The 26674-nt window shown below is 68.9% G+C and carries 15 protein-coding genes and 1 pseudogene; 12 read left to right on the top strand and 4 right to left on the bottom strand.

Annotation, left to right across the window (positions count from 1 at the left end; genetic code table 11):
* Window positions 1-24 precede the first annotated feature (24 nt).
* The 9 genes from AB0K21_RS24945 to AB0K21_RS24905 all read left to right on the top strand — a co-directional run bounded on the left by AB0K21_RS24945 (window position 25) and on the right by AB0K21_RS24905 (window position 10479).
* A complete protein-coding gene (locus AB0K21_RS24945) occupies window positions 25-1266 on the top strand; it encodes an ABC transporter substrate-binding protein (RefSeq protein ID WP_343965926.1) in 1242 nt (413 codons plus the stop codon).
* Window positions 1263-2033 carry an ATP-binding cassette domain-containing protein gene (locus AB0K21_RS24940; protein ID WP_343965928.1) on the top strand — a complete coding sequence of 257 codons (771 nt, stop codon included), beginning with the start codon at window positions 1263-1265 and terminating at the stop codon, window positions 2031-2033. The genes AB0K21_RS24945 and AB0K21_RS24940 overlap by 4 nt, the downstream gene beginning before the upstream one ends.
* Window positions 2030-4786, top strand: a complete 2757-nt coding sequence (locus tag AB0K21_RS24935; protein WP_343965930.1) for an ATP-binding cassette domain-containing protein — start codon at window positions 2030-2032, stop codon at window positions 4784-4786. The genes AB0K21_RS24940 and AB0K21_RS24935 overlap by 4 nt, the downstream gene beginning before the upstream one ends.
* A complete protein-coding gene (locus AB0K21_RS24930) occupies window positions 4783-5925 on the top strand; it encodes a serine hydrolase domain-containing protein (protein ID WP_364153566.1) in 1143 nt (380 codons plus the stop codon). The genes AB0K21_RS24935 and AB0K21_RS24930 overlap by 4 nt, the downstream gene beginning before the upstream one ends.
* 13 nt (window positions 5926-5938) lie before the next feature.
* On the top strand, window positions 5939-6970 hold the full coding sequence (locus AB0K21_RS24925) for an aldo/keto reductase (protein ID WP_364153673.1): 1032 nt from the start codon (window positions 5939-5941) through the stop codon (window positions 6968-6970).
* Window positions 6971-7276: 306 nt separating this feature from the next.
* Window positions 7277-7831, top strand: a complete 555-nt coding sequence (locus AB0K21_RS24920; protein WP_364153670.1) for a PadR family transcriptional regulator — start codon at window positions 7277-7279, stop codon at window positions 7829-7831.
* Between the two features lie 204 nt (window positions 7832-8035).
* The gene (locus AB0K21_RS24915) at window positions 8036-8791 is read left to right on the top strand and encodes a VOC family protein (protein WP_343965938.1); all 756 of its coding nucleotides are present in this window, start codon (window positions 8036-8038) and stop codon (window positions 8789-8791) included.
* 232 nt (window positions 8792-9023) lie between these two features.
* A complete protein-coding gene (locus AB0K21_RS24910; RefSeq protein WP_364153562.1) occupies window positions 9024-9971 on the top strand; it encodes a serine hydrolase in 948 nt (315 codons plus the stop codon).
* A gap of 187 nt (window positions 9972-10158) precedes the next feature.
* The gene (locus AB0K21_RS24905) at window positions 10159-10479 is read left to right on the top strand and encodes a helix-turn-helix domain-containing protein (protein ID WP_343965942.1); all 321 of its coding nucleotides are present in this window, start codon (window positions 10159-10161) and stop codon (window positions 10477-10479) included.
* A 114-nt stretch (window positions 10480-10593) separates the two neighbouring features.
* Here the strand turns inward: AB0K21_RS24905 and AB0K21_RS24900 are convergent, their stop codons facing one another.
* From AB0K21_RS24900 to AB0K21_RS24890, 3 genes are all read right to left on the bottom strand, one after another.
* Window positions 10594-13833 carry a M28 family peptidase gene (locus AB0K21_RS24900; protein ID WP_364153559.1) on the bottom strand — a complete coding sequence of 1080 codons (3240 nt, stop codon included), beginning with the start codon at window positions 13831-13833 and terminating at the stop codon, window positions 10594-10596.
* Between the two features lie 138 nt (window positions 13834-13971).
* A complete protein-coding gene (locus AB0K21_RS24895; protein ID WP_343965947.1) occupies window positions 13972-14934 on the bottom strand; it encodes a LysR family transcriptional regulator in 963 nt (320 codons plus the stop codon).
* A gap of 130 nt (window positions 14935-15064) precedes the next feature.
* Complete coding sequence (locus tag AB0K21_RS24890) at window positions 15065-16594, bottom strand: carboxylesterase family protein (RefSeq protein ID WP_364153554.1); 1530 nt, start codon at window positions 16592-16594, stop codon at window positions 15065-15067.
* 975 nt (window positions 16595-17569) lie between these two features.
* Here AB0K21_RS24890 and AB0K21_RS24885 point away from each other — a divergent pair.
* A complete protein-coding gene (locus AB0K21_RS24885) occupies window positions 17570-18874 on the top strand; it encodes a tetratricopeptide repeat protein (RefSeq protein WP_364153551.1) in 1305 nt (434 codons plus the stop codon).
* A gap of 244 nt (window positions 18875-19118) precedes the next feature.
* Here AB0K21_RS24885 and AB0K21_RS24880 read toward each other — a convergent pair.
* Window positions 19119-19460: pseudogene (locus tag AB0K21_RS24880) on the bottom strand (pyridoxal-phosphate dependent enzyme); the annotation flags it as partial.
* 43 nt (window positions 19461-19503) lie between these two features.
* On the opposite strand from AB0K21_RS24880, the gene AB0K21_RS24875 reads away from it, so the two are divergent.
* Complete coding sequence (locus AB0K21_RS24875) at window positions 19504-19626, top strand: hypothetical protein (protein ID WP_343965953.1); 123 nt, start codon at window positions 19504-19506, stop codon at window positions 19624-19626.
* 419 nt (window positions 19627-20045) lie between these two features.
* Window positions 20046-26594 carry a PKD domain-containing protein gene (locus AB0K21_RS24870; protein ID WP_364153542.1) on the top strand — a complete coding sequence of 2183 codons (6549 nt, stop codon included), beginning with the start codon at window positions 20046-20048 and terminating at the stop codon, window positions 26592-26594.
* The last annotated feature ends 80 nt before the right edge of the window (window positions 26595-26674 follow it).

Raw genomic sequence — 26674 nt, 5'->3', positions numbered from 1 at the left:
GTAACGAGCCAATGGGGCATTGCCATGACGAACAGAACATACCGTGCCGACCGGACCCGACGGCTCACCACCGTCGCCGCAGTGGCGTCGACACTGGCACTGACCGCAGCGTGCTCGGCCACCCCGGACGACGGGGCGCCCGCCGCCTCCGCCACCGCGTCGGAGGCGGCCTCGCTCAAGCTCGTCGGCATCCTGACGGTGTCCGCGCCGTCGGTCGGGTTCCCGGACCAGGCGGCGGCGATCGAGGCCGCCGTGTCGGCGGTGAACGACGCCGGCGGCATAGCCGGCCGCAAGGTCGAGTTGACGGTCTGCAACGACCAGGCAGACCCGAACGTGAGCGCGAAGTGCGCCCAGGACGCGGTCGGCCAGGGCGCGATCGCCGTGATCGGCGGCCTGTCGGTCGGTGGCAGCGGCATGGTCCCGGTGCTCGAACAGGCCGGCATCCCGCTGCTCAGCCACCCGATCAACCCGCTTGAGTTCGCCAGTGAGATCTCCTGGCCGATCCCCGGCGGCACACCGGTCTCGTTCAGCGGGGCCGCGATCGGGCTGGTCAAGACCTACGGCTGCAAGAAGGTCGACGCGATCACGCAGTCGCTGCCGTCCTCGATCGCCTCGGCCGACTTCGCCGACGCCGGGTTGAAGTCGCTGGGCATGAACCTGAACGCGAAGATCGCGGTGCCGACCACGAACGCCGACTACGGGCCCCCGGTCGCCCAGGTCGTGTCGAACGGCGCCGACTGCGTGGTGCTCGCGCTCCCGCCGGGCGAGGCCGGCAAGGCGATCGCCGCCCTGGGCTCCGGTGCGCCGGGCGTGAAGGTCGGGCTCGCCGCCGCCTCGCTCACTCAGGCGTTGATCGACCAGGTGGGCAAGGCCGCCGAGGACGTGCTGCTGTCCGACTCGTTCCTGCCTGTGAACAGCGACGAAGCCGGCATGGTCGCCTTCCGTGACGCGATGACGAAGTACAAACCGGACGCGAAGCCGACGTCGGCCGGTGTGGTCGTGTGGTCGGCGGTGGCGGCGGTGAAGGCGGCGGCCGAATCCGTCCAGGGAACGATCGACGCCGCGTCGGTGCAGGAGGCGCTGGGCAAGCTCGACTCCGTGGAGACGGGAGTCGGACCGGCCCTCAATCTCACCTCACCGCTGGGCATCAAGGACTTCGAGCGCATCCTCAACACCAACGTCGTCACGTACACGGTCAAGAACGGCACCTACAGCGCCGCGGCCGAGCCGTTCAGCGTGCTGGACGCCCTCAAGGAAAACGGGTGATCCAGGCCGAAGACCGGGTGACGTCCGACCCCCGGCCGAAAGCCGAGCCGATCCTCGAGGCGGTCCGCCTCGAGGTCGGCTACGGTCACCTCCCGGTGCTGCACGGTCTGTCGCTGGCGGTGCGTCCGGGCGAGATCGTCGCACTGCTGGGTGCGAACGGCGCAGGCAAGACCACGACCCTGATGGCCCTGGCCGGAGTCCTGCCCCCGATCTCCGGCTCGGTCCTGCTCGACGGCCGGCCCGCGCCGGAAGGGGCGCATCGCAGGTCCGACGCCGGCATGGCGTTGATCTGCGAGGACCGCTCGGTGTTCATGGGCCTCACCTGCCGCGAGAACCTCCGCCTCGGCAGAGGGAGCGTCGAGGAGAGCCTGGCGTTGATGCCCGAGCTGGAACCGCTGCTGGACCGCAAGGTCGGGCTGATGTCCGGTGGCGAGCAGCAGATGCTCACCCTGGCACGGGCGCTGGCCGGTTCACCGAAGGTGCTGCTCGCCGACGAGCTGACGCTCGGCCTCGCCCCGCTGATCGTGGCGCGGCTGCTCACCCGGCTGCGCGCCGCCGCCGACCGAGGCGTCGGCGTGCTCATCGTGGAGGAGCGGGTCAAGCGCGCCCTTCAGGTCGCCGACCGCGTCTGTGTACTGCGACGAGGAGAGATCGTGATCGAGGGTACGGCGGCCGAGATGGGCTCGCGGCTGGCCGAGATCGAGGCCAGCTACCTTTCCGCGGCGGCCGACGACCCGACAGCCGCGAGCGGAGGCCGCGACACATGAACGGCGCCATCCAGCTCGCGCTGGTCGGAATGACCTCGGGGTCGTTGCTGGCGCTGACCGCCCTCGGCATCGTGATCGCGTACCGCGGCTCCGGCATCATCAACTTCTCCCACGGCATCGTAGGGACCGTGGCGGCGTTCGCCTACTGGGAACTCAACGCGGGTCTGGGCCTCTCCCCCGTGCTGGCGGTGCCCGGCGCCCTGCTCGCCGCCGCGCTGTGCGGATACCTGACCTACCGGCTGGCGATCCAGCGCATGGCGCGCACGTCGGCGCTGAGCCGCACCATCGTCTCCCTGATCGTGCTCGTCGTCGTGCAGTCGGGGCTGACGTTGCGCTACGGCGCGGACGAGCGCATCGTCCAGTCGATGTTCCCCACCGATCCGGTGTCGTTGTTCGGGATCCACCTGGGCCAGAACCGGATCATCACCTTCCTCATCGCCACCGCGCTCGTCGTCCTGCTCACCGTCTGCTACGGCCGGACCCGGTTCGGGCTGGCCACTTCGGCGCAGGCGGAGAACCCGATCGCGTCGGCGGCCCTGGGCATCTCCCCGGTCAGGATCGCGACCACCAACTGGGTGATCGGCTCGGTGTTCGCCGGCATCGCCGGAGTCCTGCTCGCTCCGATCGTCGGCGTGCAGATCGTCACCCTGACCCACCTGATCGTGCCGGCACTCGCCGCCGCGTTGATCGGCGGCCTGCGCTCGTTCCCGCTGACGTATCTCGGCGCCCTGCTGATCGGGGTGACCCAGGCCGAGGTGACCCGGTACGTGGCCACGCCCGGCTGGGCGGACGCCGTGCCGTTCCTGCTGATCGTGCTGGTGATGGTGTGGCGCGGCGCGGGCGACCGGATCCGTTCGGCCATCGTCGAACGCCGGCCCAAGGTCGGCGCCGGACAGGTCCGTCCCCTCATCCTCCTCGCGCTCGTCGGCGGCGCGATCGTGCTGCTCACGACGGTGTTCGGGCTGCCGTACGTCACGGCCATGACGATCACCTGCACGTACGGGATCATCCTGCTGTCCAGCGTCGTCATCACCGGGTACACCGGGCAGCTCTCGCTCAGCCAGTTCAGTTTCGCCGGCATCGGCGCGGTGCTCACCGGCCTGCTGCTGACCGGCACCGGGATGCCGTTCCTCCTGGCGATCCCGCTGAGCCTGGTCGGGACGTTCGTCGTAGGCGCGGTGCTCGGTGTGCCGCTGCTGCGCACCCGCGGCGTGAACTTCGCGGTGGCCACGCTCGGTTGCGCCGTGGCGATCCAAGGGGTGCTGCTGCAGAACCCCGCGTACTCCGGCGCCTACACGCCCCTGCCGAACCCGCTGGAGCTGTTCGGCTGGCGCATCGACTCACTCGCCCACCCCGAGCGATGGGCGGTCGTGTGCCTGGTCGCATTCGTGCTCGCCGGCCTCGTGGTCGCGAACGTCCGGCGCGGCCGGGTCGGGCGCCGCATGATCGCGGTCCGCACCAACGAGCGGGCGGCCGAGTCCGTCGGGCTGAACCCGTGGCGGGTCCGGCTCTACGCGTTCGCCCTGTCCGCGGCGATCGCCGCGCTCGGCGGGATCCTGGTGGTGTTCCGGCAGCCGACCATGGTGTTCGAGCGGGGATTCCTGGCCTTCGACTCGATCCTGGGGCTGTCCTACGTCGTGCTGGGCGGTATCGGGTACATCGCCGGCCCGTTGCTCGGTGGGCTCGGGCACCCCGGCGGTTTCATCTCCACGCTGCTCGATTCGGACAGCGCGACGATGCCGCTGTGGATCGCCCTCGTCGGAGGCGTGCTGTCCATCTGGTATCTGCAGGTACGTCCGGACGGAGCCGCTGAGGGCCTCGGGCGGCACATCCACCTGCCGCGGCCTCGGCGCCGCCAGGCTCGGGCGGGCACCACCACGGGCACCTCCACGGGCACCTCCACGGGCACCGTCATAAGCACCGCCATGGGCACCGGCCCGGCCGGTCGCGTTCCCGAGCGGGTGCTTGAGGGCGAAGGACTGACGGTGGCCTTCGGCGGCGTGGTCGCGGTCGACGACGTCTCGCTGCGCGTCGGCCCCGGTGAGGTCGTCGGGCTCATCGGGCCGAACGGCGCGGGCAAGACGACGTTGATCGACGCGATCACCGGTGCGACCAACCCGAAGTCGGGCACGGTCACGCTCGACGGCAGGCCGATCGGGTCGATGCGCATGTACCGCCGGGTGCACGAGGGCATCGGGCGGTCGTTCCAGAGCCTTGAGCTGTTCGACGACATGACGGTGGCCGACAACCTCAAGGCGTCGGCCGACGCGCGGTCGAGCAGCGTGTACCTGACCGACCTGGTCTGGCCGCGCCCAACGGCCTTCACCGCCGGAGCACTCGCCGCCGTCGAGCTGTTCGAACTCGGCCCCGACCTCGACCGGCTGCCGACCGAGCTGCCGTACGGCCGGCGCCGGCTGGTCGGCATCGCCCGTGCGGTGGCCGCCGAACCGTCCGTCCTCTGTCTCGACGAGCCGGCGGCCGGGTTGAGCTCGACCGAGTCGGCCGAACTCGGCACCCTGCTCCGGCGGCTCGCCGACGAGCGCGGCATGGGTGTGCTGGTGGTCGAGCACGACATGGAGCTGGTGATGCGGGTGTGCGACCGGCTGATCGTGATGGAGCGCGGGCGGGTCATCGCCGACGGGACGCCTGCCGAGGTACGCCGTGACCCGCGGGTCATCGCGGCCTACCTCGGCGACGAGACCGAGTCGCAGGAGACCGAACCCACGCGCGAGAGAGAGGAAGTCGAGCAATGAGGTCCGACGATCGGATCGAGGCCGCGCTCGCCCGCGCCGTCGAGCTGGGCGAGGTCGGTGTGCAGGTCGCCGCCTACCTCGGTGACGAGCTCATCGTCGACGCGTGGACCGGCGTCGCCGACCCGCGGGACGGCCGGGCGGTCGACGGTGACACCTTGTTCCCCGTGTTCTCGGTGAGCAAGGCGCTCGTCGCCACGGCGATCCAGCTGCAGTGCGAACGAGGGCTCGTGGACATGGAGCAGCCGATCGCGACGTACTGGCCGGAGTACGGCAGGCGCGGCAAGCAGGGCATCACCGTCGGCCACGTGCTCACGCACTGCGCCGGCGTTCCGCACATGCCGCCCGGCCTGGACGCCGGCGGACTCGCAGACCATGACGCGATCACCACCTGGCTCGCGGACGTCGAACCGCTGCACCCGCCGGGTGAACGCTCCATGTACCACTCGATCAGCTTCGGGTACATCCTCGGTGAGGTCATCCGCCGCACCGACCCGAGCCACCGTCCCTACGACCGGTTCCTCCGCGAGGAGCTGTGCCTGCCGATCGGCGCCGACGATGTCTGGGACGTGCTCCCGGCGGAGCACGAGCACCGGGTCGCGCGGCTGACCTGGGGGCCCAACCCGCCGAAGCGCGCGCCGATGACCGGGGTGCCGCTGCTGTCGATGCCGCCGGAGATCCGCCCCGACGCCGACCGCTGGAACGATCCCCGGTTCCGGTCGTCGTCGATCCCGGCGGCCGGCGCGGTGATGTCGGCCCGCGCCGGCGCGCGGTTCTTCAGCATGCTGGCGAACCGCGGCGAGATCGCCGGTCGCCGGTACATCGCGGCCGACCGCCTGCTCGCCCTGACGTCGCCGCGGCCGAACGCCGACGAGTTCGACGAGGTCTACCAGGGAACCACCTGGATCGGCACCGGCGGCTACTGGCTGGGCGGGGAGTCTCCCCCGGCCGACCCGCTGCTCGGCCGTTCGACCCAGGTGCTCGCCCACGCCGGGGTGGGCGGATCGATGGGATGGGCCGACCTCGCGACCGGGCTGGCCGTCGTCATCACCCACAACCGGATGTTCCTCGGCGCCCCGCCGGGCGCCGAACCGTTCGTCCCGCTGGCCGACGCCGTGCGCGCGGTCGCGGGACTGGACTGAAGGAGTGACCACGATGGAGTACCGGCCGTTCGGGCGGACCGGCGTGCGGGTGAGCGCCCTGGGCCTGGGGTGCTGGATGTTCGGTGACCGGGCCGACGAGGCCGAGTCGGTCCGGATCATCGACAAGGCGCTCGACCTCGGCGTCAACTTCTTCGACACGGCGAACAACTACGGCGGGGCCCCCGGGCGCAGCGAGTCCGTCGTCGGGGCCGCCCTGGCGAAGCCGTCCAAGCGCGATCGAGTAGTGATCAACACCAAGGCGTACATGCCGGTCGACACCGAGGATCCCAACGGGCGGGGGGTGAGCCGCAGGCACCTGATCCGCCAGTGCGAGGCGAGCCTGCGGCGGCTGCGGACCGACCATGTCGACGTGTTCACCCTGCACCGGTTCGACCCCGACGTACCGGTCGACGAGCCGTTGCGCGCCCTGGACGACCTGGTGCGCGCGGGCAAGGTCCGCTACCTGGGGGTGAGCACCTCCGCCGCGTGGGAGGTCGTCGAGTCACTGTGGGTGGCCAAGGAGTTCGGCCTCAACCGGATCGTGGCCGAGACCCCGCCGTACAACATCCTCGACCGGCGGGTCGAGCGTGAGCTGCTCCCGATGGCCGCGACGTTCGGGCTCGCGGTGAACCCGTGGGCGCCGCTGGGCGGAGGGGTGCTCACCGGCCAGTACCGGCGCGGCGAGCCGCCGCCCGCGGGCAGCCGGTACGGCGCGGGCGGCGTGCTCGCCGGCTTCGCCGGTGACCGGTTCAGCGAGGCCGTGTTCGACGTGCTCGACGTGCTGCGGGCGATCGCGGCCCGTCATGACGTGACCATGGCCCAGCTGGCCTTCTCCTGGGTCTTACGGCGGCCCGGCGTGACGAGTGTGCTGTGCGGGCCGGAGCGGCTGGCCGACCTCGACTCGTGCGCGGAGTCCGTGGCGATCGATTGGACCGCCGAGGATCTGGACGCGATCGACGCGGTGGCCCCGCCGGGCGACAAGATCGCCGGCTGGTACGAACCGATCGGCGGCCCGCGGTTCCGGCCGCATTCGGGCAGGGTCTGACCGGTACCCGGTCATACCGACGCGAGCGGCCGGGATTCGCCCCGGCCGCTCGCGTCACCGCCGGTTCGTCACCTTCTGGAACTCACCCTGATCGCATCCGAGCCGCCGCCAAGGGCGAGAGAGTCCTCTCTCCTGCGATGGCGGCGGGGCGATCCTTCGGCCGGGAAACGCTGAACATGACGGGGGACGTGCTCGCGGTACGCCTCAGTATCCTCGACACCCTCCACGTACGAGGCGGACGCCGTCCTTACGGCCGCAGGAGGCCGGTAAGGTCTGGTTGCCGATCGTTCGGAGGTGGGAGCAGAGGTGTCGGCCATCCGGCTGCTGGTACTCGGGGCCATCCGTGAACGCGGCCGGGCGCACGGTTACCAGGTGCGCAGCGATCTGGAGAGCTGGGGAGCGCACGAGTGGTCCACGGCCAAACCCGGCTCGATCTACCACGCGCTCAGGCAGCTGGCCAAGCAGGGACTGCTGCGCGCCCACGAGGTCGCGCCGAGCACCGCGGGCGGACCGCCGCGAACGGAGTACGAACTCACCGGCGAAGGTGACGCGGAGTTCCTGAGCCTGCTGCGCACGGCCCTGGCCAGACATGACCAGAGAATCGATGAGCTGACGGCCGGGGTGGGTTTCCTCACCTGCCTGCCCCGCCAAGAGGTGATCGCGCTGCTGAAGGAGCGGATGGCGGCCCTTGAGGGCTGGCGGGCGGAGGTCGCTCGCCACTGGACACCCGACAGCGCCGGCTCCCAGGACGGGGAGCCGATCACCGAGATCATGCGACTCTGGACGCACTTCTCCGGTAGCGGCGCCGAGTGGACCCGCGACCTGATCGAACGCCTGGAAAAAGGCGCGCACGCCTCCTGAGCGGCCGTTTTCGGTGCCGTTAGGTCTCGCGCGGACCGGCCCGCCCCTGGCTCGGGTGAGCGACGCCTCCGGTCACGGACCCGCGTTCGCCGGAGGTGTCCCCGCGCGGGTACCCGGCAATTCGGAAAGCGTCGCCGTCCATTCGCCGGTACGCTCGGATCTTGCAGTAGTAAAATTTGACTACTGATCCCCCAGAGGAGCGACATGGCCAACGAGACGACCGTGCCCGCACTGCCCTGCCGATCGATCGACGAGATCGAAGAGTTCTACACCGCGTTGGGGTTCACCAGGACCTACCACCAGGTTCGCCCGAACCCGTACCTCGCCCTACGGCGGGAGGACATCCACCTGCACTTCTTCGCCATGCCGGGCTTCAACCCGGAGGACTCCTACGGCACCTGCATCATCACCGTCCCCGACACCGGAGTCCTCTTCCGCGCCTTCGCCGAGGGCATGCGATCCGCGTACGGCAAGCTCCTGATCTCCGGGATCCCCCGGATGACCAGGCCCAGGAAACGGAAGAACGCCGACAACCTCGCCGGGTTCACGATCGTCGATCCGGGAGGGAACTGGATCCGGATCTTCCCCTCGTCCAAGGACGCGATCCAGCAGGAACCCCCGACCGGCAGACTCGCCACGGCACTGCGGAACGCCGTCGTCATGGGCGACTCCCACGGCGATCACCGGCAGGCCGCCAAGATCCTCGACGGCGCCCTGGCCCGAGCGCAGGACCCGCCTAGCATGGACCTCGTCGAAGCACTCCTCTACCGTGCCGAGATAGCCGTGGCCCTCTCCGATCGGGAGCGAGCGGGCGAGCTGTTGGCGCGCGTCCGCGAGATGCCCCTGGACGCCTCGGCAAGGGAACGGCTGTCCGAGTCGCTGGCCGGCGCGGACGACCTCGAAGCGATCCTGGCGGCCGACCGAGCCGAGCCTCAGGCGGGATGCGGTTCAGAGCGGTAATCGAGGCGCCTCGGTCGTTCGACCGTGTCGTCATCGACCTGTCGGCGCCGAACGAAGAGGACTTCGCCGTCGACTGCCGCATGCTGGACGAAATCAACCCGAGCGACGCTCTTCCCGCTGTACCGAGGCAGCGGACCACAGGGTGGTTCCGGCGGAAACCGGACGTGAGCCAAAGGACACCGTCCGTCAATTCCGATATTCCGAAATTTCGAATTTATGGTTAACTTGAGGCATGCCATCCATCCTCAGCATGCTCCTGACCACAGTGCTGGCGGCCCCGATGACCGTCGCCGCCCCCGCCGACCTCAAGGACACCGAGGCCGTACTCGCCTACATCCAGGCCCACCCCGACGACGTCGCGCTGGTGACCCAGGGCATCAGCCACAACGCCGATCGCCTCGCCCCCGTGGCGTCGAGCATCAAGATCATCCATCTCGCCGCCTACGCCGACGCCGTCCGCGAGGGGAAGGTGAAGCCGGGCGAACACGTCCCCGTGGCCCTGTGGAACGCCTACCACCTGCCCGGCACCGATGGCGGCGCCCACGAAGCGGCGCTCGAACGACTCAGGCCCGGTGCGAGCGTCACACTCGACCAGCTCGTCTCCGCCATGATCGAGGAGAGCGACAACGCCGCCGCCGACCTGCTGCGCGACCGCCTCGGCCCCGGCGCGCTACGCAAGATCGCGAAAACTCGCGTCGGGACCGTCAACGGCGAGATACTGCGCGCCTTCGGCGGCTGCACGCTGCCCGCCGACGTCTGCCTGAAGAACTACGTCAAGGCCGGCAAGCAGGTTCGGCCCACGCTCCCCGGCTTCGCCCAGCAGGCCACCTGGGCCGAGACCGTGACCCGCGTCGAGCCTGGCGTGCTGCGCGGAGTGCTCGCCGGACTCAGGAAGGACAGGACGGCGAGCAAGCACCTGGAGTGGCCGATGCGCCAGCCCGACGCCGACCCCCGCACGCTCCTCATCGGCACCAAGGGCGGCGCGCTGCCCGGCGTGATCAGCGAGGCCATGTACACCGTCCGGCCAGGTGAGAAGCCGCGCGAGACCGTCTTCGCACTGCGGCGGCTGCCCGAGGCGACCTGGCTCTCCGGAATGCAGAGCTATGCTCACCAGCAGTTCATCGTGCGGATGGCGACCGATTCCGTCTTCTTCGCGAAAGTTCGCACAGCATTGAAGTGAGGAAGCCCTGACCAGCGACAACGACCGGATTCAGGATCTCGAGGCGCGGGTCGCCGCCCTTGAGGCCGCCCTCAACGCTGCTGAGCCACCGGCGGCCGACGACGACACCGGCCTGTTCACCTACGGCGGCCAGGCCAGGCTCGGCGGCTACCGGTGGCTATGGGAGATAGCCCGCAGCCCCGGCTGGTTGCTTCAGCAACCGACCGGGCCGCTGGCCGCCATACTGGCCGCCGCCGGACACCCGGCGCGCTTCGAGATCCTGCAGTCGCTGGTCGTCGGCCCCAAGCCGGTCGCCGACCTGCAGGCCGAACTGGCTCTCTCCTCCCCCGGCCAGCTGTACCACCACCTCAAGACGCTGACCTCGGCCGGACTGGTCGAACAGCCCGAGCGAGGGGTCTACCGGGTGCCGCCACACGCGATCTTCCCCGTGCTGGCCCTGGCAGCCGCCGCGATCGACGTGGCCGAGCGCCCCGGCGCCCCGGCGAAACCTCACGATCTTCCCGGCTGAGGTTCGGTGGGCACCCGAGACCTGCCACGCCGGCACCCCGCTCCCCTGGTCCTGCCGAATGCCGGAAGCCGAGTGCGGCGGGCGGTCGTCGACCGCCCGCCGTACTCGGTCAGATCAGAGCCGCTGCCACAGGGCGGGAACGTTCGGCGGTTCCCAGCCGGGCAGTGAGATGTGACCCTGCAGGCACCGGTAGCCGACGCCGTCGTAGGTCACGGTGTCCCCCACCGCGTACGAGGTCCAGGTCTGCCAGGTGCCGCCGCCCTGTCCACCGCCGACGGTGAGACTGAAGGTGGCCGAGCGGTCGGCGCTCGTGCCGTCGGCGTTGAGGTTGATCGTGTAGGTCCCCGCGGGGGTGCTCGCCGAGGTGGCGATCGTGACCGCGGAGGACTGGCCGGAGTTGATGTTCGCCGGGCTGAAGGACGCGGTCGCGCCGGAGGGCAGGCCGGAGGCGCTCAGCGCGACCGCCTGCGCGTTACCGGAGGTCACCTGGGTGCTGAGCGTCGCGCTTGCCGACTGGCCGGGCTGGACCGAGGCCGAGGACGGGCTCACCGAGACCGAGTAGTCGTTGGCCGGAGGAGGGGTGTCCCCCACGGCGAGCTTCCACAGGGCGTTGGCGGCGCCGTCCGCGTTGCGGTCCAGCGCGGTGGCGTTGATGTTGGAGGTGGTGTCGCAGGCGGAGTGGTAACAGCGGTCGAAGGCCTGGCCCGCGGTGCCGCCCCACTTGGCGGCCTGAGCCGAGCTCTTCACGCTGGAAGCGCCGGTGAAGACGCCGCCCACCCTGACGCCCGCGTTCTTGAACGGGGCGTGGTCGCTGCGGCCGTCACCCTCGGTCTCGATCTCGGTCGGGACGTTGAGCGTGGCGTAGTAGTCCTTGAAGATCTTCTCGATGGCCGGGTCGTCGTCGTAGACGAAGTAGCCCGGGTTCGGTGAGGCGGTCATGTCGAAGTTGAGGTAGGTGTCGACCCCGCTCGCGCCGCCGTTCTGGACGTAGTGGGTCGAGCCGCGCAGACCGAGCTCCTCGGCGCCCCACCAGGCGAAGCGGACGTGCTTGGTCAGCGTGGGGTTGCGGTCGGCCAGCGTCAGCGCGACCTCCAGCAGGGTCGCCGAGCCCGAACCGTTGTCGTTGATACCGGGACCGGCCGTGACGCTGTCCAGGTGGCTGCCCAGCATGACCGTCGGGCCGGTGGGACCGGCGGGCCAGTTGGCGATCAGGTTGGCATGGGTCTGGCCGTTGTAGGTGAAGTTCTGCACCGTCGTGCTGTAGCCGGCCGCGTCGAGTCTGCCCTTGATGTAGTTCAGCGAGGCGGTGTAGCCGGAGGTGGCCGAGGCCCGGTTGCCGCCGTTGCCGGAGGCGATGGACTGCAACTGGTTCAGGTGCGCCGTCACGTTGGCCACCGGGATGTCCGGGCCGGTCGGGTCGGGCGGGTTGCCGCCGGTGACGGTCAGGGAGTAACCCGCCGTCCGGTCCACGTCGGCGCCGTCGGCGGTGACCGTCACCGAGGAGGTGCCGCTGGGCGTGCTCCCCGAGGTGGCCAGCGTCAGCGTCGAGGTCTGGCCCGCCGTGATGGTGGCCGGGCTGAAGGACGCGGTCGCGCCGGAGGGCAGGCCGGAGGCCCGCAGCGTGATGGACTGGGCGCTGCCGCCGGTCACCGTGGTCCCCACGGTGGCGGTGGTGGACCGGCCGGCCTGCACACTGCCCGAGGTCGGGCTGAGGGAGACCGAGAAGTCGTTGCCGGGCGGGTTCACCGTGCAGGTCGCCTCGCCGCTCTGCGCCGGGACGTTGACGGCGGCCCACGCGGCCTTGGTCGCGTTGACCTCGACGCAGCTGTTCGGGAAGAGCTGCTTGGCCGCGGCCACGGTGGTCAGGCGCGCCTTGGCGTGCGTCCACGGAACGGTCTTGCTGTTCAGGCCGCCCATGAAGATCTGACCGGCCTTCTGGATGCCGATGCCGGTCAGGCCGGCCGGTCCGGAGCAGACGGTGCTGGCGGGCTTGCCGGGCGGGTTGGTGCCCTCGGCGAGCAGGTAGAACCAGTGGTTCTGCGGTCCGGCCGCCGCGTGCACCTCGGTGTTGGGGATCGAGGAGCTGTAGCAGTTGGGATCGCCGAGCGCACCGGGGTTGTACATGTTGCGAATCGGACCCTGGCCGACCAGGTTGACCTCCTCGCCGACCAGGTAGTCCGGCGGGTCGGCGGCGTTGGCGGCGAAGTGCTCGGTCAGCGCGCCGAAGATGTCGCCGGTCGACTCGTTCAGCCCGCCGGCCTCGTTGCCGCTGCCCGCCCCGCCGGAGCCGGAGAACTGGAAGATCGCGTGGCCGTACTCGTGACCGACCACGTCCATCGGGGTGGCCTGCTGGTTGTTGGCCTGGTTGTGGCCGAAGTTGGTGTAGGACCCGTTCCAGTAGGCGTTGACCTCGTTCAGGCCGACGCGGGCCGGGAACGCGCCGCCGGAGCCGGTGAACCCGTTGCGGCCCAGCCAGTCGCGCAGCATGTCCCATTCCTTCTGCGCCGCGTACATGGCGTCGACGCAGGCGGTCTCCAGGCTGGTGCCCTGGCCGTTGCCCCAGGCGTCGTCGGTCCCGGTGTAGGCCGACCCGTTCTGGCCGCCGCAGCGCAGGCCGGGACGGGTGGCGTCGGTCATCGAGTACGAGCTGGCGGAGCCCGAGGTCTGGATGGCCAGCGGGCTGCCGTTGTAGAAACCGTTTCCGGTGCCGGCGCGGACGTCGTCGTAGGAGTCCACGATCGACCCGTCGAGGGCGTCCACGAAGACGTGCAGGACGCTCGGGGCCTCCTTGGTGGCGCCGGTGACGACCACCTCCCACGCCAGCCTGGGCTGCCTGCCGGCCGCGTGCACGACCAGCCGGGGGGTGCTCACACTCTCCACGGTGGGCAGCTCGCCGCGGGCGGTGACGGCCGCGGTGGCGGCGTCGACCCTGCTCCTGACCTCCACCTTGATCTCGGCTCGCTGGCCCGAGGCCACGGACCCGACCTCCTGGCCCGTCCTGTCGGTGGTGACGATCACGTCACCGCCGTAGACGGGCAGCCCGCGGTGGGTACGGGAGTAGGTCAGGTACTGCAGGCCGCGGGTTCCCACGATGGTGTTCGTGAGCGTGAACTCGTCCTGCGCCGTCTTGAACAGGGCCTCGGACCTGGCGGCGAGGGCGCCGCCGGCGCTGGAGACCGCGCGCCTGCGGGATTCTGGATCCGGCGGCGCGAACGCCGGCGGATCTGCGGACATGGTGCGGGCGGCGATGCCCGCGGGGGCTGTGGCGGCGCCGGCGGCGCTCACCACCGAGGTCGTGGTCATGGCGACGGCGGCCAGTACGGCGACCGCGCCCAGTTTGACCTTGGGATTCACTCGGGGTGACTCCTCTCGGTGTCCCTTGGGGGGGTGGAGGGATGCAAGGAGCCCTGGCGTTTTGGGCTGGACCAAAGCTGACACCGTGAGTGCGGGACGAGTACCCTACGAAATTGCATAACTTCGCGATATAGACGGCTAAACAGGTGTAGAAAGCGGCACGTGGCGCCTCAGCCATGACGTGTAGACGGGGGCGCGCCGCACCTCGGCCCAGTAGGTTCTGGTGACGGCCTGGACCAGTTCGTGCCCGTACCGGGCGACCGGTCCTTGCTCGGTCCACCCGATCATGTGCCGGAAGCGCAGCGGGGTCCCGGCGAGTGGCCGGATGGCGATTCCCGGGTGGCCCTTGCTGGTCGCCTGGAACATGCCGACACACCGGGCCGAGGAAATGAGGTCGACGGCAAGGCTGAGGTCGGCGGAGTAGGCGACCTTCGGGGTGAAGCCCTGCCGGGCGCAGGCGGACCAGAAGTGTTCGCGGTGCCCGGCCTCGACCAGTGCGTGCATGACCCAGTCCTCACCGGCGAGATCACGCAGCTCGATCTCCTCCTGCCGGGCGAGCAGGTGGGAGGCGGCCACCCCGACGAAGATCGGCTCGACGGCCACGCCCGCGTAGACCACTCCCGGAGGCGGGAGGAGCTCGTGTCCCGGATAGTCGCCGAGGGTGGCGAGCTCCAGGCGCCCGGACTCCAGGAGTCCGGGCAGCAGGTCCATCGCCTCCTCGGTACGGACGATGATGTCGGCACCGTCCAGCAGTTCACCAAGGCACCCGATGACGTTTATCGCTAGATGGCTGGACATGCAGCCCAGGCGAATCCTGATCTTCTCCGGGGGCTGCTCGGCATAGCGCATGCCGTCCCGCCGTAACTCGTCGAACGCCGGCAGCAGCGACCGTGCCCTGATCAGCACCCATGCGCCGAGATCGGTGGGCCGCGCCCCCTCCCGGCCTCGCTCGAACAACGGCCCGCCGAACATCCGCTCGATGCGCCGCAACTGCGTGGCGAGCGCGGGCTGCGACATCTTGAGTGCGACGGCCGCCTTGGAAATGCTGCCCGAATCGGCGATCGCACAGATTGCTCGTAGGTGACGCACCTCTAGGTCCACGCCGGGAGCTTAATAGTAAAGAATCTTTCCGGTAAGACCCAAGTTTCAGATGCGGCACGCATGCGTTCCTGGCCGCCGAGATCGCCGGCCACGGCGCCGGTGAGCAGACCCTCGCGCAGCGGCCGCCTCTTTACCGCGCGAGCAGCGGGAGCGCCGGGAAGGTGTGGTCCTGCCACAGCAGCCGCGAGGTCTCTTCCGGGTAGGCGGTGACCATCGACGGCGTGTCGAAGAGCTGTGCGAGGCGGTGGCCGGCGTCGTACGCGGGCCAGCCCGGGTCGCCGTGAGCGGCGAACGCCGTCCACGCCCCGCGGATCTGCGCGGACAGCCCCTCCGCCACCGGGAAGGGCGGGTCACCGATCAACATGGCGGGCTGTCCGCTGCTCAGGTTGCCGAAGACGAGCGGTACGTCCAGGCCGTGGCAGGCGCCGAGGGCACCACCCAATCCCGGGGCGGACCAGGTCAGTTCGTAGAGGTGGGCCTGGCCGCCGCCGGCGATCTGCGCGTCGGCAAGGTGGAGACTCGGCATGCGGAACAACCAGTCCGCGTTGACCAGCTCGTACAGCTCCTCATCGGCCGCGGCCGGGAATGCCTCCCGGTACCGGCGTGCGCCGTCCGGGCCGGGGGCGAGCATGTGCAGAGCGGTCTCGGTCTGCTCGTGCGTGACCTGGCCGAGCACGCCGTCGATCAGGCTGAACAACCGGTGCTCGTCACGAGTGTGCCCGACGAGAAGTCCGACGTCCCGGGCGGCGCCGGCAGCCAGCGCCTGCCAAGGGGGCGCCGGCAGGACGTCACCGTCGACAACCGGTGCGAACGGGATCGGCCGGTGTGTGATCTGCCCCCAGCGCTCTCGCCACTGGACCATCTTGGCGAAGACCGCGTCGCCCGCGGCGGGCAGCCGGGCCGGGGCCACCGCCGACAGGCCGGACACCGTGGGCCGTACCCCCAACTCGGCGGCGCAGGCGGCGGCGATGTCGGCGGCCAGCTCGGGGGAGAAGAACGTCCCCGGCACGCTCTGCGCGACCGCCCGGCGAAAGAGCCCGGCGGCGCGCGGCATGGCCAGCAACGCGGCGACCGATCCGCTGCCCGCCGACTGGCCGAAGACCGTGACCCGGCCCGGGTCGCCGCCGAACATCCGGATGTTGTCCCGCACCCACTGCAAGGCCGCGACCTGGTCGAGCAGTCCCCGGTTGGCCGGGGCTCCACCGATCTGCGCGAAACCCTCAATACCGAGACGGTAGTTGAGGGTCACGACCACGGTTCCGCTCCCGGCCAGGTGCCCGGCGTCGTATTCCGGGAGGCTGGAGTCGCCCAAGGCGTAACCGCCGCCGGGGATCCACACCATCACCGGGAGCCCCGCCGCCGGATCCGGTTCCGGCGTCCAGACGTTGACCGTCAACCAGTCGTCGCCGGCGGTGTCCTGAGACACCCCGAGCACGCCGGACTGCGGGGGCGACGGGCCGTACGCGACCGCCGGGCGCACGCCGTCCCAGCTGCGCACCGGCTGAGGCGCGGCGAACCGGAGGGCGCCGACCGGCGGCTCGGCGAACGGGATGCCGCGGAAGACCGCCAGGCCCGCCTCCCGGCCGCCGCGGAGGACACCGGCCGCCGTACGGACTTCCGGCTCGGACTCGGAGGGCCTGCTGGATGCGGTGACGGCCATTCTGCGGTTTCCTCTCCGGTCTGGCTAGGCCGAGCATCCCAATGCGCGCCGTCCGCGGGCAAACCATTTAGGCCTCTTAGCGCTGGGCTTCTATGACCTCTCCGACCCCAGGACCTGGGTCTATCGGCCGGCGCTCCGGCTTCTGCGAACGTTGATGAGACTTCGAGGATTCTGAAGGTCTATCGTCCTGGTCGTTCGTCTTGCGAAGGTGAAGGCGAGTGGCCGCCCGGTCGAGATAGGAGATCGGGGTGAACGGCTCGAACGACAGGGCGTCGCAGGTCAGGCATGCGGCTTCCCTTCTCCGTGCTCGCGGCCGACGTCGGCCGTTTCCCGGCCGGTGGACAAGGGCCTTTCTCGCTTTCGGCCGTTCCTTTAGTCTTCCTTCTCGTGTTCCGACGATCATGGATGCTCTGGGCCGCAGCCATGCTGACCGCGCTCGCTCCCAGCCTTTACAACAGCAAGATGAGCGATCCGACTCGGCCCTCTCCGCTCCCGAACGTGACTCCAGCCGCCAGGTAGCCGATCCGTCGGCTTCAGCCTGGGTGCCCGAGGGGGTCGGGATTAGAAGATTTCCCGACATCCCCGCCAAGGGACCCCTCGGCGGCCTGGGAAACCTGACACCGGCCGACAAGCGACGCTCCGGACGGCTGATTTGGAGGCTGAATTGACGACCGTCTCCAACACGAACACGATCAAGCAGAAGCCCCGACCAACCAGCCCCATTCACCCACCCGTAACGATCACGAACCGTAATCGTGATCACTCACCCAGCTGCTTTGGGGCTGGGACAGCTTCGGGAGCGGAGGTCCTTGTCGAAGGCATCACGGTGGTGAAGATGTTCGGGCAGCAAGCGGCGGCTTCCTCCGCGACGGCCGGGTGTTGCTCTGGTGGTCGGCTGGTTCGGAGAGGTGGTGTCAGCGAGTGTCACACCCGCACGAGGGGTTAGCGCGAGCGCTAGCCGAGGCGGAGCAGCAGGTGCGCCTCTACCGGCGGCTCGTCGAGGCCGATCACGACCGCCACTCTCCCGGCCTGGCAAGCGCGTTGGACGCCCATGCCCTTCTCCTCGGCCTGTCGGCTCGTCGGGAGGACGCGGTGCCGGTCGCCCAGGAGGCCGTCGACCTCTACCGTGACCTGACCAGAAGGAAGCCCGGCGAATACGCCTCGGCCTTCGCCTCGTCGCTGATCAACCTCGGCAACCAGTTGGCCGAGCTCGGCCATCACCACCGCGCTCTCGTTCCCATGCGAGAAGCCGTCGAGTTGTGTCGCCATCTCACCTCGGCCGGCCCGGAACTGGTCTCGTCACTGGAATTCATCGGCATCAAGCTGGGCGAGATGGGTCGCCATGACGAGGCGCTCGACGCCCTCAACGAGGCAATGGACTTGCGTCGGCCGCTCATCGAAACGGGGAGGACGGAGCACGCCATCGACCACTGGACCGGGCTGGTCGCCCTCATCCACCAGTTGCACGAAATGGGCCGCGACGGCGAGGCGCAGCCGTACCAGCAGATGGCCGCCCGCTACCACCGCCGCATAGCGGCGACGCAGCCGGACTTCATCGCATTCCTCGACGAGCTGCTGAACGAGCACGGCTACTCCGTGACCGCGACCGGCTTCCGCCGCAACCCCGGTCACAGAGCGGCGAGCACGCCGAGCCGGGACTTGCTCGTCCGCCTGCACGAGCAGAACGAGGAGGGCATGCGGCTGATGAGGGCGGGACGCCTCGACGACGCCCTCGTTCTCTTCCAGCAAGCGATCGACGTCCTGAACGGAGAATCGGCCGCCGCCGCGACGGCATCTCCGCTGCACAACCTCGCTCTCGTGCTGACGAAGCTCGGCCGATACGGCGAAGCCCTCGGCCCTCTCGACCGTGCCGTGCACATCCACCGCGCCCTGGCGACATCCGATGCCAGGCGCCTGCCGCAGCTCGCCTCGTCCCTGAACAACCTCGGCTGGCTCCTCCTGGCGCTCAGCCGGTTCGAGGATGCCCTGGTCCCCCTGAACGAGGCCGTCGCTCTCTACCACCGGCACGTCGAATCGCCCGACGGACACGCACGCAGCCTCTACAACCTCGGCGTCGGGTTGGGGCACCTCCGGCGCCACCGCGAGGCCGTGACCGCGGCCGAGGAAGCCATCAACCTGCTGCGCCCGCTGGCCGCCTCCGACCCCGGCGCTCATCGCGCCGGCCTCGCGGACGCGCTGACCTGGCTCGGCAAGCAGCTCAGGCACCTCGGTCGCGACCGCGAGGCCCGCGCCGCAGAGCGTGAGGCCAGGCGCCTCTAGGGCCTGTACGGACTTCGGACCTTCAGGCGGATTCTTAGTTATGCCGCCGGCTCGACGACGAGTTCTGACCGAAGCCCAGCCAGACGCTCCTGGTCAGCGAAGCCTGCGTCCGCTGCCCGATGGTCAATCCCAAGCCGAGTTCGCCCGCGCCTTCTGCTGCCGATGCCTGAGAGCCGACGAATCGACCGGCCGAGTCGGCCAGTCGCCGCTGTCCGTTCTCGCCCCTGGCCCGCATGCGGTCGACCAGTTCCAGCGCCGCCCACAACGCGGTGCCCGACGAGGCGCCAACCGGCAGCCCGGTGACCTCGCGGACGTGCCGGGCCGCCGCCACACTGGCCGCGTCGGGCACGGGGACGACCAGGTCCACGAGGTCGGGCCGGAAGCCGGGCTCGACGCGTGGCCGTCCGATGCCCTCGATCCGCGACGGCATCCCGGTGCCGTAGTCGGGCAAGTCGAGGGTCCATCCCGGGAAATAGGCCGAATTCTCGGGATCCGCCACCGCGACCCGGCAGCTCTCACCGTGGGACTGGATCCACTGACCGAGGGTGGCCGAGGTCGCTCCGGTGCCCGCGCCCGTCACCACCCAGTTCCGCCCGGAGATAGAACTCGACGGCACCACGACCCGGGTAATGGTCGAACAGACCGTGGCGATCGACCCGATCCGCCTTGGAGACTTCGCCGGGCGCCTCTCTCGCTATGAGCTGGACAAGGTCAGCAAGGCTCTTCGCCTGGTCTTCGCTCTCTCCCCATAGCGGAGCGCAACACCGGGGCGGCTTGGCCCCTCGGTCAGCTCCTCCCGGACTCTCCTCGGCAGTCGCACTGGAACTACGCCGTGAGCAGTCGCGACCCGTCATGCCGCAGAGGCCCACGAGTCCTCGACAAAACCATCACAAGTGGGGCCAAGTGCGCCACAAGGGTGAACAATCACCATCGGTGACCAATCCGGCATTTCGGACATTTCTTATGAAGGAGCATGCTGCGAGGAGGGCACGAAATGGAGTCAACCCGGCAGGAGCGATCCCCGACGGCCACGTGAACCGCAGTGGCAGAAGGGCCGAGCGCGAACCGTCTTGACATTTTTTCACCCGCACAGGGGCCCGAAGCCCGGCGTGAACCCTACCGCACATCACCGAACCGCGCCGACTGTACGGCCTGGAATGAGGAATTTATTTTGAAGAGCCTTATCAGGCGCGCCTTCGCGCGATGGGTGGCGTTGTCGCTGGCCACTGCGATGGTCGGCGCTCTCGCCCCACCCGCGCACGCGATCGCCGTATCCCCGCCGGAACCGTCTCCGGGTAAGGAGGCGGCAGCCTCCGCCTCCAACAGCCCATTCATCGATCTCGGCAGCCTTAAAACGATCCAGGGCCTGGTCGGAGGCATCAACAACAAGGGGCAGGTCGCTTCGGCGATCAACCGCACGTCGAACCCGATAGAGGCGAAGCTCGGAGCCGTGCTGTTCTCCGGGGGCTCTTTCACTGACATTCACGCGAGCCTTGGCGACGTCGGCTACAGTCGCGCCCGGGACGTCAATGACGACGGCACCGTGGTCGGCACCTATGGCGCCCATTCGCAGTCCTTCGTCTTCAAAGACGGTGCGGTAACGCGCATAGACCCGCCGCTGGCGACGGCCATCAACAACAAGGGGCAAGTCGTGGGCCCGGGATGGATACGGGACGCCGACGGCTCCGTGCTGAGACTTCAATCCTGGAAAAATCAGCGCATCGAGGCCTCTTCGCTGAACAACTCCGGCTCCGTGGTCGGTGGCGCGGACATGAACCCCGATCCAAAAGTGGTGGACTACCGGGCCTTCCGCACCAGACCCGGCGAGCCGGTCAACCCCACACGAGACCGCCTGGAGTACATGGGAAGCACGATCGCGTTCGACATCAACGACAAAGGACAGGTCGCAGGCTACGGGACGGATATGGACGATGGCTACGTCCCGCTGATCTGGGATGCGAACGGCACGCCCGAGGTTCAACAGACAAGCTGGGGCGGCATGGTGGATGCGATCAACAACGCGGGCATCGGGGTCGGAAGGATGTACGAACAAAATCGCACATTGACGGCCGCAATATACACGGAGGGGCGCGGCATCGACCTGAACACTTTCGTGAGGGGAAATACCAGATTGACATTGACGGCGGCGACCGGGATCAATGACGCCAACCAGATCACCGGCATCGCGAAGGATTCCGACAACGTCGCCCATGCTTTCCTGCTCGATCTGGGAGCCCCCTTCCCTGAAGTCAAGTGGATAGATATCCAAAGCGCGAGATATCCAAATGAAAACGATTATTCGGAAGTCAATGGTGCAGTTGTCGACGGCAACGCGATGCGCATCGGCATCGCCCTCAAGAACGCAAGTCCACACCCCGTGACCGTGCAACTGCAGGCATATCATTCTCCTGATCCCGGGCATGACAACCTGGGAACGCCCATACTGGATGAACCACAGGAAGAATCCATCCCGCCGCTGGCCTCACGAGACACGTATTTGAAATGGTCACCGAAGAAGACCTCCGGAATCGCCTGGGAAAAGGGCGAGCCGGTCTCACGCCGCTACGTGAAAATACAGCTCCTCGTCGGCGGTGTCGAGAAAGCCTACGTCGAAAAGCATTTCGACGTCATACCGAAGCCGACGGTCCTGGTGCACGGCTGGAAGAGTGACGCCCAGGCCGCCTGGAACGACACCGGCGAGATCCTCAAAAAGATACATCCTCAAATGGGGGTGTTCGCGATCGGCGACGGCCAGTTCGACGAGCACGGCGGCACACTCGACACCGGCACAGATTCGGAGCCGTTCAAGCGTACCAAAATGCTCTGGGAGAACGTCGATGAGATGGCAAAGTACATCGAGAACGTGCGCAAGCGGACGGGCGCGTTCCAGGTCGATGTCATCGCTCATTCGATGGGCGGACTGATCGCCCGGCAGTACATCCAGACCAAGATGCCGCGCGTGGGAGGCACACCATCCTTCACAACCGGCCGGCCCGCGGTGAACCGGATGCTGCAGATGGGCACCCCCAACATGGGAAGTTGTCTCGCGGACATACTCGTGGAGGCGGCCAACCTGTGGGGCGCTCCCGTTCCGTACTTCCCGGCCACGTACGAGCTCACCACGGATTACATGGACGGTGTGTTCAATCGTGAGTATCTGGATCTCAAAGACGTGCGGCCCTCCAACCTGGTGGGCGTGGGCAGGGCGGTGCTCTGTGGCCTGACTCCCCCTGACGGTGACGGAATCGTTCCGGTATTCAGTTCACGGTTCATCTACCCGGACATCCCCAGGACCGACACGGCGCACACGTCGATGACCTCCTCAGAGCAGGACTTCCTGTCCTACATCAAGCCGCGGCTCGCCATGGCGCCGGGCACGACCGGCACCGCGGAGCCGACCGGCCCCGGACTGAGGAATGACGCCACCGTCGAGTCCGGCATGAAGTCGACCGCGAAGCCCGGCGCGGAAACCGCAGCCGAGGCCACCGGCGATGCGGACGTGATGTCGACGTTCGCCGCATCGTCGACCGCGGTGGAGCCGGGCCAGACGGTGAGCGTGCCGTTGAACGTTCCGCAGGGCACGGCGTTCGGTGTGACGGGGGTGTTGCCGTCGACGGTGGGGCTGGTGTTGCGTGATCCGTCCGGCAAGCCGGCCGCGCAGTACGCGGCGGGCAGCGAGCAGGCCAAGCAGCCGATTCAGGGGTTGAGCGTGGCCGATCCGCAGGCGGGCACGTGGAAGCTGGAGATCACGAATTCCGCGGCCGAGCCGGTCACGGCCACCCTGGGAGCCTGGATCACGGGTAACCCGGTGAAAGTGTCGGTGATGAAGGCCGAGCAGTCCTCTGACGAGGGCCGGGTGCGGGTGATCGCCGGTGTGACCGACGCCGGTGCGCCGGTTACCGGTGCGCCTGTGAAGGCCATCCTGCTCGGGATGGACGGCACACGCCATGAGGTGGCGTTGGAGGACGACGGGAACAACGACGACGGCGTGTACGGCGGTACATCCGAACCCCTGGCCGACGGCGTGTACGCCATCACCGTCAGGGCCGACACCGCGGCGGGGTTGCGGAGCGCGCGTGGTGTGGTCGAGGTGAAGAAGCCGGACCTGCGGGAGTTCGAGCTGACGCTGTCGGCGCAGCCGGGAGGTTCGGTGTCGGCGTCGCCGGCGCGGGATGTCCACCGGTCCGGAAGCGAGGTGACGATCAGCGCGACGGCGGATGCGGGGCGGATGCCGCTGGGGTGGACCGTTGATGGTGAAGAGCGCCCTGCCGGGACGTTGAAACTGGTGATGGACGGCCCGCATACGGTGGTGGCGCGGTTCGGGTCCTATACGGTGACCGAGCTGGGCGGTGCCGGGGGCGCGGGGGCGTGGGCCACACGCGCGGTGGCGTTGAACGATCGTGGTCAGGTCGCGGCCACGGTGATGTACGGGACGCACGCGCAAAAGAGCCGGGCGGTGCGTTGGCAGGGGGGTGAGTTCACCGAGCTGGGTGGCCTGCCCTGCACCGATGGTTCCCCTCCCCCTGAGCAGTGTCATGTGGAGGCCACGGGGATCAACGAGGCAGGGGATGTCTCGGGCTTCGCGGTCACCTCGGTGGGAGAGGACAAGGCGCAGCGCGCCGTGCTGTTCGGCAAGGATGGCGAGGTCACCGATCTGCAACGGTCCGGGTCCGGCGTGGCCGTGGACGTGAACGACAACGGTCAGGTGTTCGGCGCCAAGGACGGTGAGCTGGTGATGTGGGACAGGGGGAGCGCGGTTCAGCTGCCGGCCTCACCGCCGTTCTACGACAACGTTTACCGTAATACTCCGGGCTATCCCAGCCCGGCGTTGCCGCGGATCAACGCGCGTGGCGCCGTGGCCGGTGCGTATGTGTATGAGACGGGCGTCTTCGGGGATCCGGTCGGCTGGAGTCCGGCGGTCTACCAGGACGGGGTCACCACCGAACTGGCGCCGCAGACCTCGGATTGCCGGCACAACCACGGCGTCGCGTATGACATCAACAATGCCGGTGTCGCGGTGGGTGCGATGATGTGCGCTGTTCACACTCAGCAGCACGCCTATGTGTGGCGGGACGGCCGGGCGACCGATCTGGGCGCGGGGGATGCGAGCGCGGTCAGCGACAGTGGTCTGGTGGTCGGTCGTGCGATCGATCCGGACGCCTCCACTCCGGCCAGGACGGTCTATGAGCCGGTGGCGTGGTTGGAGGGCGCCAAGTTCCCGTTGGCGGATCTGTTGCCTCGGCCGTTGTGCCCGCAGGAGGAGGCCGACACGAAGGTGCCGTGTGTGGGCCTGTCGTGGTTGTACGACGTCAATTCCTCGGGGCAGATCGTGGCGCAGGGTTTCGTCCGTGACCGTTCGGCCTCGCAGGAGGGGTTTGTCCAGTCTCCGCGGTCGTTCCTGCTGACCCCAACGACGGCGCGGGCGAATCTGGAGGTGAGCGCGACGGTGTCGGCCGGTGAGCCGGGGCCGACCTCGACGGTGACCTGGACGGCCACGGTGACCAACAAGGGGAATGACAGCGCGACCGATGTCCGACTGGATGTGTTCGTTCCGCAAGGGGTCACCGGCGCGGCCTGTGAGACCTGGCGGGGCGTGTGCGCGCCGATCAAAGGCGGGTTCCGTAACGCGGTCAAGGTGCTGGAGCCGGGGTGGTCGGCCACCGTTGAGGTGAGTGCGATCGTCCCGGCCGGTGCCGCTGAGGGCACCGAGTTGAAGACAAAGGTGATGGCGGCCAGCCTGGCGGTGTCCGACCCCGAGATCGACGACAATGGGACGGAGGTCGTCTCGAAGGTTCGTCCGCTGTTGAACACCGTGGGGGTCAACTGGCCGGAGCCGGTGCAGGTGGGTCAGGTCAGCCATTCTTATGTGGTGAAGTTGACCAACCGGCTGAACGACCCGATTCCGTTGAAGGGGATCGCGGTCAGTGGGCCGTTCACCCAGACCAACGCCTGTCCGGTGGAGTTGGCGGTCGGTCAGGTGTGCGCGGTGGAGGTCGCGTTCGCTCCCACTGTGGAGGGGGCGGCCAGTGGGGCGCTGACGTTCACCACCGCTGATGATGCGCAGCCGGCGTTTACCGTGCCGTTGACCGGTCAGGGTGCCAAGGCGGGCAGCACGCCGGTGGTGCAGGTGCCGGCCGAACCGGTGCGGGGTCAGGTGGGCAAACCGTTCACTTTGGAGGTTTCCTTCACCGATTCCGATTCCGATGCCGATTCCGATTCCGATGCCGCGGAGACTCATAGCGCTGAGGTCGCTTGGGGTGATGGGCAGCCGGTGCCGGCGGAGGTGGTCCGGCGGCCCGGTGGGGGCATCGTCCGAGTTACCCGGACGTTCAACGATTCACGTACCGGTAACGCGTTGGTGATGGTCACCGATGGCAGTGGTAAGACCGGCACGGCCGGGGTGCCCTATGTGATCGAGGAAGCGGCCCCCAACCAGCCGCCGAGGGTGCTCGACGGAGAATCCGATGTTGAGCTCACGGTGGGCGAGACGCTGCGGCGCACCGTGACCTTCACCGACCCGGACTCCACCTCCTGGACGATCACGGTGGACTACGGCGACGGGTCCGGCCCGCGGCCGGTGACGCCCACCGCCGCCAAGCAGATCACGCTGGAGCACCAGTGGGCCACCCCCGGGACCTATCCGGTCACGGTGAAGATCACCGACGACGGCGGCCTGGAAACCGCGGCCGCCTTCCAGGCCACGGTCAAGGCGGTGGAGACCCCGAACCAGCCCCCTGCGGTGAGCTTGACCGGGCCGGACACCATCGCGGAGGGCTCGGCGTGGCGGGCGGAGGGATCGTTCGACGACGGCGACTCCACCTCCTGGACGGCGACGGTGGACTACGGCGACGGCACCGGGCCCAGAGAGCTGACGCTGGAGGGCAAGCGGCTGAAGCTGGAGCACACCGCGGCCGACGACGGTGAGCGCACCGTCACGGTGTCGGTGACCGACGACAAGGGCGCGACCGGCACCGCGACGCTGAAACTCCAGGTGACCAACGCCGCGCCGCAGGTGACCCTGAAGGAACCGGCGGTGGAGAAGGTCGTGCCGGCGGGCAAGGCGGTGCCGCTCAGCGCGTCGTTCACCGACCCCGGCGCCGCCGACACCCACACCGCCACCTGGACCGTCGGCGGGCGGCAGGTGACCGGTGCGGTGGCCGAACACGGCGGCACGGGCACCGTCAGCGGGTCACACGTGTTCACCAAGGCCGGGCGCTACCCGATCTCGGTGACCGTGGCCGACGACGACGGCGGTGCGGCCACCGCCGACTCCATCGGCGGAAAGGTAGTGTACGTGCTGGTCTACGGCCCGGCGGGGTCGCTGGTCGGGGCCGGTCAGACGGTCTCTCCCGCCGGGGCGTGCAAGCTCGGCGGCGAGTGCGCGAAGGAGGGCAAGGCGACCTTCACCGTCACTGCCTGCTACCGCCACAAGGACACCGTCCCCAGTGGTGTGCTGCACTACAAGGCCCCCGGGTTCGACCTGCGGGACACCGCCTACACCGTGCTCGTCGCCTCCGGCGGCACCGCGATCCTGCGCGGAGAGGGAAAGGTCAACAAGACCGTCGACGTCACCTACGAGATCACCGCGGTCGACTCCGGCAAACCGGCCGACCGCACCGACAAACTGCTGGTCAGAGTCTGGAAGAAGAACGGAGAGCTCATCTACGACAACAGCACCTCGCCCTCACCGGTGAGCGGCGTCATCCGCGTCAGCGGCTGAGACTGACACGTCCGTAGTCCTCGGCCCCCTCGGCTGGGGCCACGGGCATCCGGCCATCCTCGAATCCGCCGGACGACCAC

It is taken from the genome of Streptosporangium sp. NPDC049248 (assembly GCF_040678965.1).
Lineage (GTDB): Bacteria > Actinomycetota > Actinomycetes > Streptosporangiales > Streptosporangiaceae > Streptosporangium > Streptosporangium fukuiense.
Note: the sequence above shows the minus strand (reverse complement) of the source record. Positions and strands in the feature narration are given on the sequence as shown.